This is a genomic window from Serratia marcescens (genome assembly GCF_001902635.1).
GTDB classification, from domain to species: domain Bacteria; phylum Pseudomonadota; class Gammaproteobacteria; order Enterobacterales; family Enterobacteriaceae; genus Serratia; species Serratia marcescens_F.
Genome location: NZ_MJAO01000006.1, coordinates 184154 through 197132 on the forward strand (window position 1 = coordinate 184154; position 12979 = coordinate 197132).

General features: G+C 47.8%; 9 protein-coding genes. All 9 read right to left on the bottom strand.

All coding sequences use genetic code 11. The features are described 5' to 3' along the window. Positions 1-422 precede the first annotated feature (422 nt). The 9 genes from BHU62_RS08005 to BHU62_RS08045 all read right to left on the bottom strand — a co-directional run bounded on the left by BHU62_RS08005 (position 423) and on the right by BHU62_RS08045 (position 12947). Positions 423-1643, bottom strand: a complete 1221-nt coding sequence (locus tag BHU62_RS08005) for a DUF3644 domain-containing protein (protein WP_073531438.1) — start codon at positions 1641-1643, stop codon at positions 423-425. Between the two features lie 66 nt (positions 1644-1709). Beyond that, complete coding sequence (locus tag BHU62_RS08010) at positions 1710-4844, bottom strand: type I restriction endonuclease subunit R (RefSeq protein WP_073531439.1); 3135 nt, start codon at positions 4842-4844, stop codon at positions 1710-1712. Then, positions 4844-6031, bottom strand: a complete 1188-nt coding sequence (locus BHU62_RS08015; RefSeq protein WP_073531440.1) for a DUF4268 domain-containing protein — start codon at positions 6029-6031, stop codon at positions 4844-4846. Before BHU62_RS08015 ends, BHU62_RS08010 begins: the two co-directional genes overlap by 1 nt. Continuing rightward, positions 6024-7421, bottom strand: coding sequence for a restriction endonuclease subunit S (locus BHU62_RS08020; RefSeq protein WP_073531441.1), 1398 nt, complete (start codon positions 7419-7421; stop codon positions 6024-6026). Before BHU62_RS08020 ends, BHU62_RS08015 begins: the two co-directional genes overlap by 8 nt. Beyond that, positions 7411-9120 carry a type I restriction-modification system subunit M gene (locus BHU62_RS08025; RefSeq protein ID WP_073531442.1) on the bottom strand — a complete coding sequence of 570 codons (1710 nt, stop codon included), beginning with the start codon at positions 9118-9120 and terminating at the stop codon, positions 7411-7413. Before BHU62_RS08025 ends, BHU62_RS08020 begins: the two co-directional genes overlap by 11 nt. 183 nt (positions 9121-9303) lie before the next feature. Next, positions 9304-10221: a restriction endonuclease gene (locus tag BHU62_RS08030; protein ID WP_073531443.1), complete on the bottom strand. Its 918-nt coding sequence runs from the start codon at positions 10219-10221 to the stop codon at positions 9304-9306. Positions 10222-10312: 91 nt separating this feature from the next. Continuing rightward, complete coding sequence (locus BHU62_RS08035; protein WP_073531444.1) at positions 10313-11431, bottom strand: HNH endonuclease signature motif containing protein; 1119 nt, start codon at positions 11429-11431, stop codon at positions 10313-10315. Positions 11432-11759: 328 nt separating this feature from the next. Then, a complete protein-coding gene (gene yjiA, locus BHU62_RS08040) occupies positions 11760-12722 on the bottom strand; it encodes a GTPase (protein ID WP_073531445.1) in 963 nt (320 codons plus the stop codon). Between the two features lie 21 nt (positions 12723-12743). Continuing rightward, complete coding sequence (locus tag BHU62_RS08045) at positions 12744-12947, bottom strand: YbdD/YjiX family protein (RefSeq protein WP_004953088.1); 204 nt, start codon at positions 12945-12947, stop codon at positions 12744-12746. Positions 12948-12979 lie beyond the last annotated feature (32 nt).

Here is a 12979-nt window from a genome sequence, read left to right on the forward strand (position 1 = left end):
CGGCGATGAGTCAGAATGGGGAGCCGTACTTTCGTAGGGCTTTATATAAAAAGGATTATGCGAGCCAGGATCCTGAAGCTCAGCATCTTTTTATTCATGAGATGGTACACGTTTGGCAGCACCAGAAGGGCTGTGGGTACGTACCCGTGGGCTTCTCAGTTGGGCGGTAAGTTATCAATATCGGCTTGATAAACCTTTGCTGCACCACTACAGCATGGAACTGCAGGCATCGATAATTGCGGACTATTTCATTCTCAAGAGATATGGGGTGAAACTGGTACTATTATTGAAGGTGATAGGAGTCTATGTGTGTTGTTAGGATTAATTAAACTGATTCGTCTATCTTTTTACAACTTCTGCTTTTCTATGAAAAGTTAGCAGCTACTTACGACGGTGCATGCATAGCTGCAATATCGGGATAATTAACTAACTATCTTTTTTACTTTCTTGTTTTTCAAATAACTGATTGCATCATCTAACCATTCTGGCTGTTTTAAACTATCTACAAACCATATTATGAATTTTTCAGAGTATCTATGTCTCTTGTCAATTTCAAAATGCATAGGGGATTTTTTGTTGTTTTGAACTTTGTGTTTACTAATTACAGCTCTGAATGAATATCGAGTGATCGAGAACTCACTTTGCTGATTGTTTATTCTTTCAATGGCTGTCCCTTCATAATAAGGATGGGTGATATCTGGATCTCTGACCTCTCTAATAATAATGGCATTATGACCTTTCTCACCTATGCCTAATGACAAATCACTCTCTTTAGTATTTTTTGTTAGCGTTAACTTATAGTCCACTGGTATTGTGAATTCTACAGAATCATATTCACTTGCATTTTTATTGAATCTTCCCAGAAACTCTTCAGCTACTGCTGCTGTCATACTCCCATAGTTTTCTTTAATAATAGAGATATCACTCTGTGGACCATCAATAACTAAGCTGAGCATTCCAATGCTTTGGCCTGATAACGGTGATGAACCTGTTTCATTTAAATATCGCTGTTGATAGTTCAGTACATTTGCTTGGAATAGTCTTGACAACTCGGGCTGTAATTCAGGGATAAGTAAGTGTATCGCGCTATCTCGTAATTCAACTAGTGTTTCTAGATTCTTCCTGACGGGATCATTCTGTTGTAATCTTTTATTTAGTGCATCACTTATACTAATCGAATGGCCACTAGACTTGAATACAGTATCCAAACTTAGCGCTTTAATTAATTCAGCCTTAAGTAATAATTCCCACGCATTTATTGAAAGAATGCAAAATGCTTCAACACGGTTATCTAAGCTTGGCCTGTTATATACTTCAAGTGAAAGGATGAAAGCATCTAAACTGCGCTTTAATAGTCCTTTATATATCTTCAACTCAGGTGTGACGGTTTTTGCTTTCAAAGATTGAGACATCATTCTTATAAAATCATCATTTGATAATTTTAATAGCCCATCACATCGCCATTCTTTTTCATTGATTGGGTGTAAGTAAACGCCGTTTAACTTTTCATTAATATATTTTCTGATGCTATTTTCATTGTAGCCGGTAGAGTTAACAAGATCTTTTATAGAGAACTTATGATTGTTTTTTTCATGTAACCTAAGTGAGTCCAAGAGTTTCAACTGTTTTGTTGAACGATTCATCAGATGTTATCCTCGCAAGCCTAAATTATTAGAGATGGGAGGTGATGTGCCCTCCCTTTATATTTATTAGCTGGTCCAATTATTCGAAACAACCTCGGCTTGTTTCAAAATAAGCTCAACTGCGCCTGCGGTTTTATCCGGAGGGTATTTATATTTACGCAGTGTTTGTCTTACCAAAATACGCAGTCTGGCACGCACACTTTCTCGTACTTGCCAGTCTACCGTAGTGGACTGTCGCAGTTTCAAGGTAACTTCAATTGCCAGTTTTTTGAGCGTTTCGTCACCTAGTTCACGCACAGCACTTTCGTTTTCTGCTAATGCATCGTAGAACGCGATCTCATCCGGATTGAGACCTAGAGCATCGTCGCGTGCCATGGCTTCTTGGAACTCTTTAGCCATCTGTATAAGCTCTTCAATTACCTGTGCAGTTTCTATTGCGCGGTTATTGTACTTAAGCAATACGGCCCTAAGGCGATCTGAATACTTTTTCTCCTGTACTACGTTATTTTTTGTACGAGCATGAATTCCGTCGTTCAACAACTTCTCTAGCAATTCAACGGCCAGATTACGCTGAGGCATTTCACGCACTTCTTCTAAAAACTCTTCTGAAAGTAAGCCGATATTGGGTTTTCCCAACCCCGCCAGTGCAAACACATCATCCACCCCTGTCGCAATAATAGCGTTATCAAGGATTTTACCGAGCAGCGTGTTTTTCTCTGACTGGCTGAATTTCTTGTCGGTTGTCGTCAGCTTGATAATCGCTACTTTCACCGCTGACAGAAACGCTATCTCTTTTTGCAATGGTTTGGCTTCATCCAGCGTACTGCACAGTGACCAGGCTTTGTTCATTGCCAGTACGACATCAAAAAAGCGTTTTTTACCATCATCGAGGCCCAGCACGTAATCTGCAGCTTTGAGTAAAAACCGTTGGGGTACTTCTTCAAAACCAGTGTAATCAAACCCGGCAGCGGTTGGTGTTTTGGCAAACATGCCGTGAATTACATCCAGCTTTTCAAGCAGAATAGCGAAAGCTTCATGAGCATCGATAGTGGTCTGCCCCTTACCTTTTGAATCGGTATAGGTTTTCAAAGCTTGCTTCAGCTCGTTAGCAATCCCGATGTAATCGACCACCAACCCGCCAGGTTTGTCTTTAAAGACACGGTTAACGCGTGCAATGGCCTGCATTAGGTTATGTCCGCGCATTGGCTTGTCGATATACATGGTATGGCAGCAGGGGGCATCAAACCCGGTAAGCCACATATCGCGCACAATTACCAGTTTGAGCGGATCGTTGAGATCTTTAAAGCGTGCTTCAAGGCGTTTTTTGGTCTGCTTATTGTAGATGTGCGGCTGCAGGAATTTATTATCGGAGGCTGAGCCGGTCATGATGATTTTGATTTCACCCTTTTCAACATCATCGCTGTGCCATTCTGGACGTAACGCGACCAATGCGTTATACAGTTTCACGCAGATTTCACGGCTCATGGCAACAATCATCGCTTTGCCATCCATTGTGGCGTTACGGGCCTCAAAATGCTGAACCAGATCGGCAGCCACCTGATTGATACGCGGTTCAGAACCTACAAGTTTTTCCAGGCGGCTCCAGTCACCTTTGGTTTTCTCTTTCTGATCGGTCTCTTCGTCTTCGACCAGCTCATCAACTTGCTCAGAGAGCGTTTCCAGCTCTTCGTGGTTGAGGTCGAGTTTTGCCAGACGCGATTCATAGTAGATAGGCACGGTTGCACCGTCTTCCACTGCATCCTGAATATCGTAGATAGAGACGTAATCGCCGAACACAGCGCGCGTATCTTTATCTTCGGAAGATACAGGTGTTCCGGTAAAGCCCATAAACGATGCATTGGGTAATGCATCGCGCATATGTTTGGCGTAACCGTACTTATAAGCGCCTGTTTCGCGATCCAACGTGGCGTTAAGGCCATATTGACTGCGGTGCGCCTCATCGGAAATGACGACGATATTGCTGCGTAGATTGAGCGCTGGGTGAGTTTTTTCGCCGTCCAGCGGGGCAAATTTTTGTACGGTGGTAAAAATAATTCCGCCTGATTCACGGGCATTGAGCATCTCGCGGAGCTGGTCGCGGTCGTTCGCCTGCAACGGTTCCTGTTTAAGCAAATCTTGCGCCTGGCAGAACGTGGCATAAAGTTGTCCGTCGAGATCGTTACGGTCGGTCACTACCACGATGGTCGGGTTGTTCATTTCTGCCTGTTGCAGCAGCTTCCCGGCGTAGCAGCACATTGAAATACTCTTACCAGAACCTTGAGTATGCCAAACTACGCCCGCTTTTTTACTGCCTGGCGTGATGTTGCTGCGTAGCGGCAAGTGTTTACCGGTAGAGGCCACAATTGTCGCTGCCACCGCCTCACGCACTGCGTGGAATTGGTGGTAAGCAGCAATCTTTTTAATCAGTCTTTTACCATCGCTTTCAAACAGAATGAAATAACGAATGTAGTCGAGCAGCAATTCACGGTTAAAGAATCCTTTAACTACCGTTTCAAGTTGCCACTCAAACAGCGGCTTGTCGTCTTCGTTAGACAGCGTTTTCCACGGAAGAAAACGCTCTTCGTTCGCGGTAAGGGATCCAATGCGGGCGTTATAGCCGTCGCTGACTACCAGCGCTTCGTTGCAGATAAACAAATCGCTGAGTTCGTTTTTATAGGTCTGTAGCTGATTGAATGCTGCCCAGATATCGGCATTGGCATCAATTGGGCTTTTTAGTTCAATCACTGCCACCGGTAACCCGTTGATATAGCAAATGACATCCGGGCGACGCACCTGCTTCGTTCCCTGGATGGCTACCTGATTGACCACCGTAAAACGGTTATGGTTCGGGTGGTAAAAATCCATCAACAGTGCTTTATCGTGGATAACGTTATCGTCCTGCTTGTACTGTACCGGCACGCCGTCGAGCAGCAGGTGATGGAAGGCTTTGTTACTGACGATTAGATCCGGGCTTTGTGCATGGGCGATACGCAATATCACCTCATCCAGCACGGCAACCGGGAGATGCGGATTAATTTTTTGCAGCTGTTCCAGCAATAACGGACGCAAAAACACATCGTGGAACGAAGCACGCAGCGGATTATCACCGTCGGGCGCGATATCCGGGCCATGTAGTACCTCCCAACCCAGTTCAGCAAACCACTGCAGGCTTTGCTGTTCTAAATCGTCTTCACTCAGCATCAGGCTTCCTCTGTCTCGGTTTCTTCCATTTCTTCCGGCGCGTTTGAAATCTCTTTGAGCGCCATATTCAGTGGGGCAATAAAAGGAGCGAGCGCTTTTTCAAACTCCGTCAGGTTTACTAACAGCCAATCGATCATCTCGGGCCAGTTAGCTTCATCAAGGCTGATGGCCGGGCAGGCATAGGAAATTCGACAGGATTTCTTACCTGGCAGAGGCTCCCACTTAAGCGCATGACCAAACGCGTTTTCAATTGCCTCTTTGCGCTCATGCAGCCAGTTAAAAGCAAAGGTATTACTTTCTGCGGAGGCTTTGGCAATCCACAGCTCAACCCGAATCTCTTTTTTACTGAAAATCAGGTTATACGACACGGCGCTAATGCCAGAACCTGCACTAAGCCAGTGGTCAGTGGACGGGCTGATATTGTTATACAACGTGCAAGAGCTAGTTTTTAGACGCTCTAGTGCCTTGGTCCAAAAAGATTTACGGGTCATCAGAGTTGTTTTAACACCACTACTGGTGGACAGCTCTTCAGCTTCTTTCTGGGCCATGCCGATCATGAAGGATTCCGCTTCCGGCGTAGGGATAACCTGCCGAATATCAACGAATATATCGTCGTTGAATTTATAGGGTTTAACCTTAAAGCACTGAACCCGCAGGCCAAATTGCATCAGCCACAGTGCTGTATTGGTGACTTCCTTACGGAAGCTGGCGGCTACCATCATCACCCGCTGGGTACGGCTCTGATTGATTTGTATTTCATCCAGGCTTTCGCATTCCAGAAACTCTGCCATGACTTCCGCCGCTGGACGGGTTTCTTCCTGTTCGTATTTGTCGAGATAACGCTGGAAGATATCGAGAATTTGCTCTTTACGCAGATTGGCGCAGTAACCGGCGTACTTCAGTGCCTGCCAGACAACATCACGCCCGGAATCATCGAGTTTGTTTTCTATAATCACTAGATTGCGCTGTTTATCAATTGCTAGCAGGTCGAGGCGCTCTTTGGTATCGTCAAACCCGGCGAACTCTTTCTGTATAATTAGTAGCTCATCGTCGTTATCGCGAGTCAACGCTTGAGGATTCTGCGCCAGCCACTCTTGTAGATTTCCCCGTTCGGTAAAGCCGAGACTGCTGAAAGAGACTTCCTGTAGGGAGTGCAGGCTGTTAGTTGGCATATCAACTTTATACATTTTCCACCTCACTTACTGCCTGCTCGGTTTCCGGCAGAGTGATTTCGCCAGAGAGGAGCTTTGGGAGGAGGGTGTCACGGAGACTAGTCAGAGTTAAATTTTCTTCACTTTTAGCTCTGACGACTGCATAGATAGAGGCAATTCTCTGTCCAAACACATTATTCACTGCCTCATCTGCAAATATAAAAGGTATGCTGTTCATATTTTTTTGGTTCAACTTCATCTGAACAGCTCCAGTAACATACGCTGCTATGCTTTTCTGCTTAATGAACACCATTAGATGCTCAGTTGTGACACTTCCAGTTCCAGTTAGTACATGGGCATGATTATTAACCCAAGATTTACCCCAAATGTACTGAGTAAATGGAAGTCCATTTTCTTTAATAACAGAGCCATCTTCACCTAGCAAAAGATATATACCGTCAAATATGTATTCATCTACATAATCCATAATTGACGTTGCTCCATAATAAGGAATATCTCCTTTCTTTTTTTCTCGCTGAGGTTTGGATAGTGGTATTCTTTTTTTATCGTGGCAATTTGATACTTTACCGAAAGTTTTTAGCTCCCACCCTTCCGGAATCTCCCCCAACTCACTATTCTGCATCGCAGACGGAAACAGTTCTGCTGTGGCTTTTAACTCAGCATATTGTTCAGGGGGTTCACGTTCAAAAACCGCCAGCGTATCAGCATCTTTCCCGGAAATAGCCATCATGGCGGCAAGCGTCGCATCTTCCTGCGAACCACCCACTTCCAGCACTGCGATTTTAGCTTTTACCGGTTCAAAATCGACAAACCAGCTTTTGAACAGGGCTTGCGCCATTTGTTCGAGGGTTTGGTTGATTTGAGTATTAATATTAATTTTTTTACTGATGCTTAACGCAATTGATTCAATCACAGACTTAAGGTGCTTCGGGGGTAAAACAATTGGAATCTCTCGGACATCTCTTAGGTTGATTGTTTTTTGAACAGTAGTGTTCGCTCTTGCATCAAGATATTCGGAAACTTCTTTAGTTTGTAAGCATATATTTACCCATTCTGCACCAATGTCGTCATCAATACGCATTACTGCAATCGCACGGGGCACATTCCAACCGGATAATTCTTGGGGGGCGACCATACTCTGTCCGGTACTTCCTACTAAAGTAAGTAGCACTTCTCCCCCACTCAGTCTCGTTCGATTAAATTTTTCTTCAATTTCCTTTGAAATGCATAACACATTATTCAAACTGAAATCATTTGAAGTGATATTGTTTACTCGAACAATTGGGATACCGTCAGGTTCGTGCTTACCTGGTTGAACAACACCATATGAGATAACCCTGTCCTTAGTACATTCAATTAACGGTTTTACCGCCCATCCTATGTTTAATTTGGATTCAAAACTCATAACCCAGCCCCCCAAGATTCGCCTTAATCTGCGCTTCCAGTTTTGCACTCTCTTCAATCTGCGTTTTAAGCTGTGCCGTCAGCCGTGTCATCTTCTCGGCAAATGACTCATCGTCTTCTTCCTGCTCGATAGCACCGACATAGCGGCCAGGGGTTAGCACAAAGTCGTTTTTCTGGATATCTTCAAGAGTTGCAGAGAAGCAGAATCCTGCCTCGTTTTCGTAATCCTTATCTGCCTGCCAGCCGTGGAAGGTGTCGGCAATTTTGGCGATATCTTCGCGGGTGAAATCACGCAGTACGCGGTCTTTCATATAGCCGATCTGACGAGCGTCGATAAACAATACTTCACCTTTACGGTGCGCTTTACCATTGCCGCCGGATTTATCTTTGGTTAAAAACCAGATACAGGCTGGGATTTGGGTGTTAGTAAACAGCTGCCCCGGCAGCGCCACCATACACTCCACCAGATCGGCTTCGATCAGGTTACGACGGATTTCGCCTTCGTTGTTGGTGTTAGAACTCATTGAACCGTTGGCCAGCAGCAGCGCCATCGAGCCTTTCGGCGCAAGGTGGTGGATCATGTGCTGCATCCAGGCGAAGTTAGCGTTGCCCTGCGGCGGTGTGCCGTACTTCCAGCGCACGTCGTTTTCCAGCTTAGCGTTCCACCATTCCTTCATATTGAACGGTGGGTTAGCCATCACAAAGTCGGCGCGCAAATCCGGGTGTTGGTCATCCAGCAGGGTGTCGGCGTTTTTCGTACCGAAGTTAAAGTCGATGCCACGGATCGCCATGTTCATCGCCGCCAGTTTCCAGGTGGTCGGGTTAGACTCCTGGCCGTAGACGGAGATATTGCGCTTCTGTTCAGCAGCATTGTAATTCTTCTCACCCGCGTGTTCTTCAATAAAACGATCGCTAGAGACGAAGAACCCGCCAGAACCCATTGCCGGGTCATACACGCGCCCGTTATACGGCTGCAGCATTTCGACAATCAGCGTAACGATACTTTTTGGTGTGTAGTACTGGCCGCCTTGTTTGCCTTCCGCCAGTGCAAACTGGCCGAGGAAATATTCGTAAACGTGTCCAAGAATATCTTTGCTTTTTAAGCTGAGCTTCTCGCCGTTATATTCCGGGTTGCTGAAGTTCGCGTCGGAGAAGGTGTTGATGAGGCCAGTCAAAACCGCATTGCCCAGTTGGAATTGGCTGATGCGGTTCAAAATACCTTTCAGTTTTGGGTTGGTTTTTTCAATTTCATCCAGCGCATTGTCGATAAGCCAAGAGACCGATCGCAGTTTAATTTCTTGGCCTGTGGTCTTATCGACCCACAATACCGTCCCGGTCGGCAGCATGGCTTTGTTTTTCAGCGTTTCCCAGCGTGCGGCTTTGGGTACCCAGAAGACGTTTTTCTCGGTGTAGTAATCTTCGATCTCTAGTTCTTCCTGGATCGCTTGAGCGTACTCTTCATCAGAATCGTAATCGTCGCGTGACATGGCATAGATGTTGTCCGGGTTACCAACATCGCGGAACAAAGTGATCAGCTCCTGCTGGCGCGCCTCGAAGGCATCGGAAACATATTTTAGAAAGATCAGCCCCAGGACTACATGCTTGTAGTTGGCGGCATCCATATTGGCACGCAGCTTGTCGGCGGCCTTCCAAAATTTGTTATCCAGCTCGTTTAAGAAAAGCTGCTCGTTGTTATTCATGAAAATCCTCAAGAAACGCTAAATCTGAACTAGTCATTTGGAATGTGTATCGCAAAATGATACCCGCAAGCAGAGCAATCTTAAACGACATAAGCCAACTAAAGGGACAAAATACGGCATGGCCACACATCGGCCAGGAGATATGTGCTCGATCTCTAAGAAATTACCGATTTTGCAAGGGGATCACTGGTCGAAGTAGTCGCTATCGAGTTTAGGAACCTTCAGCAACGTTGAACTAACACCCACCTCATTGTCCATCATCAGATGCACCAGTCGGTTACCGTCGATAAGTACCATGCCTTCTACCGATTGCGCATAGGCAACGGCATGCTTAGTAAAGCCAGAGGTCGTGATGAATACCCCTCGTTTGGCCTTTTGCCCCACAAGTGCACCGTAGAAGGCATGCAACTCAGGGCGGCCTACGGTGTTTTGCCAGCGTTTGGCTTGCACATACACTTTTTCTAAGCCGAGCTTGTCTAAAGAAATTACGCCATCAATCCCCGCATCACCGCTGCCTCCGACTCGCTTTAAATCATCGCGGTGGCCGCCGTAGCCCAAACGGTGCAGCACATCCAGCACGATGACCTCGAAGCGGCCTGGGGATACTTGGCTCAGGTTCTCTAGCAGTTCTGTCGCAACCGCATCGCGGATCTCTTTGATTGATTGTTCCAGGCGATCGTCTGGGCTGTTTGTTAACATCGCTTCGGTGAGAAGGGGTTTTGTAACCGGGTCCAAATCCACTGCATCACTATTTTGTTGAAGTTTGACGGTGGTATAAGCCAAAGCGAGATGCTCGACTTCTGCTGCAGTGAGCGGGTTTGGATGCTGCTTTAACCAGTCGATGCCTTTGGCGGTTAAGCACCATTTGCCTCTGGATAAGCTGTGCGAGAGCCCTGCACGTTTCAAACGGTCGTGGGCCCAGCCGGTACGGTTCTTGTAAACCAATTGGCCGCTGGCGATGGTCTCTGCTCGTTGTTCTTCGTTTAGGTTAAGTATGTCTGCTGCTGCATCTTGCACATCCCGAGCAAGTGCGCCTTCGGGCTTAGTTGCCAAAAAGCGAAGCACTGGCTCGATGAATTGGTCGTAGGTTGGTACTGACATGCTGAGGTTCCCTGTTATTCTTTATTATTCCTATGATACTGCACAAACCTGGTTTTGAAGTTGACAGGTAGCACGCTGTTGCAGGCAACTTTTAACCGATAGCTGCCTCTTTCAACTCCAACTTCACCATCAGCTTCTTGTTCACCTCTTTACCATCCACCCCACTATGAATCCGGCGATGGCAAGTTGGGCAGATGGCGCCCACCCACTGCGGGTGATCGGGGCCTTCGTCGGCTAGGCGCTTGGTGTGGTGGGGTTCAAGGTAGGGATCTCCGTTCTTTTTCTTGAACGGTGCCGGCTGGTCGCAGGCTTCGCAGATACCATTGGCGCGCTTGAGCACGTATTTTTTTACGTCTTCGCTGCGTTTGAACCAGGATTTTTTGCTGTCACTCTGTTGGCGCTGGCCAGATTGCTGGGAGGACTGCAGTGCCTTCTTGCGTAACTGCTCGAGCGTCTCTGTCTGCGTATCAGCTTCATCGGCGTCTGCATCTTCTTCAACCGCGTGCAGTGACGAGACTTTGAACAGGTTAAAGGTAATGCCTTGGCGCATGTTATTTTCGAAGTCTAAACACTGAATGTGATCCCAAGAGTCGCACTCAAACATGCCAAGATAGCGGACGCCTTTTTCTTTCTTGTTGTCTTCGAATAGGAAGATATCTTTGCCGTCTTTCTTATGGTCACGGATGGATTTATTGCCTCGAATAAATTCCATAGGGCCTTTTTGGCCTTCTCCTGTATAAGAGAAGCTGCCTTCGGCTGTCCATCCATCTTTATAGCCGTAGGTTTCGCCGCTTTCTCCGGTGAAGATAAAGATTACCGGGAATTCCCGCGGGGTCCAGATACCGCCTTGCAGCTGTCCGCCGTAGAGCTCGATAAGCGCTTTGCGTGTGTACAGTTTGCCTTCGGTTAAATAGTCAAAAGGATGTGGCGTTTCGACGATCTCAAAACCGAGATCTTTGAGAAATTGGATGGCTTTTTCCGTGCCGTTATCGGCGTTGATTCCCTTTAACGGATAGCCATGCTGCTCACTGTATGCTCTGGCGACGATGCCTCGGATATCGTACTTCTCGCCATTATAAAGAATGGTGTATTTTTTAAATCGCTTTATTTTATGTTGTTTTAAGAATGTATCTCGGCCAATTTTTTTATATTCTTCGATGGCTTTTAAAACGGATTCTTTTGAAGATAACGCCTCTATTGCAGTTGCCAAAACCACTCCCTCACATTGCCGAGCTGATTCTGGGCAATGTGACTGCTGACGAGAGCAGTATGCATCAATACCCAGCAGTTAACTCATCGATTTACCGAATGCGTTAACTATGCCAGGTGAGGGAGTGAATGCCTACCTTGATGAATGTTTTTGTTGTGATATGTCAGTCATATCTATCGGAAAAACGCGGTTGGCAAGGGCGATAGCCGTAGCGTTGAGTGTGCCCTACAGCCGAGAGAAATACAGCTGCTGATGGTTGCACTTCCTCCACCCCGTTAGCACCCTACATAAAGGAGCCCACCCACAGGCTCCCATATCCAAACCCCGCTTACCCCAACCCCCCAATCCTTCTCCGAATCTCCTCCTCCGGAAGATCCACGCCGATAAACACCAGCGTGCTCTTGCGCTCTTCCTCCGGCAGCCACTCCCGATCCCAGTCGGCGTTATACAGCCGCTGCACGCCCTGGAACAGCAGGCGGCGCGGCTCGTCTTCGATAGACAGAATGCCTTTGTAGCGCAGCAGGTTGTCGGCGTATTCCAGCAGCAGGCCTTCCATCACTTCGGAGATTTGCATCAGCGGCAGCGGGCGCTCCAGCGTCACCACGATCGAGCGGATGTCGCTCTGCTGCTGCGGGATGCGGCGGAACAGCGGGGTGGGCGGCGTCAGGTTGAGCTTGTCGTTCAGCGTAAAGCCTTCGATGTCGAACAGCACGCTCAGATCGATATCGCCGTGCGTCACCTTGTAGACCGGCGCGCGGGCGTTCATCCGCTGCAGCCGCTGGATCAGCGCCTCGCAGTCCGGCGCCACGTCGGTTTTGGTCAGCAGGAGGCGGTCGGCGTAGCCCACCTGCGCCTGGGCGATGCTGAACTGGCTCAGTTGCTGCTCGGCGTGCGCCGCGTCCACCAGGGTGATGATGCCGTCCAGCAGGAAGCGCTCGCACAGGATCTCGTGCGAGAAAAAGGTCTGGGTAATCGGGCCGGGATCGGCCATGCCGGTGCATTCGATGATCAGCCGATCGAACGCCAGCTGGCCGCTGTCGGCGCCGTCCAGCAGATCCAGCAGCGCGTCCGCCAGTTCGTTGGATTTGCTGCAGCAGATGCAGCCGTTGCTCAACGTGGTGATGCGGCTGGCGCGATCGCCGATCAGCGCGTCGTCGATCGGCACTTCGCCGAATTCGTTCTCGATGACCGCGATTTTATAGCCGTGTTCGGCGTTCAGGATGTGGCGCAGCAGGGTGGTTTTACCGGCGCCCAAAAAGCCGGTCAGGATGGTGACTGCGATGGGTTTCATACGGATCCTTGTGACTGCGGGTTAACAGCAGCGCATGCCGCCTTTGCCGTCGCCGCCGTAGCGCGCTTGCTGGCGCTCGCGGAAAAATTCTTTATAGGTCATCACCGGCTTGTCCGGGTGGTTGTCTTTCATGTGCTGGACGTAGGTATCGTAGTCAGGCACGCCCACCAACATGCGCGCCGCCTGCCCGAGGTACTTTCCCGCCTGGCCGAGATTTCCGAACATAGCCTGTCCTTATTGAAGAGAATACCCTGCAT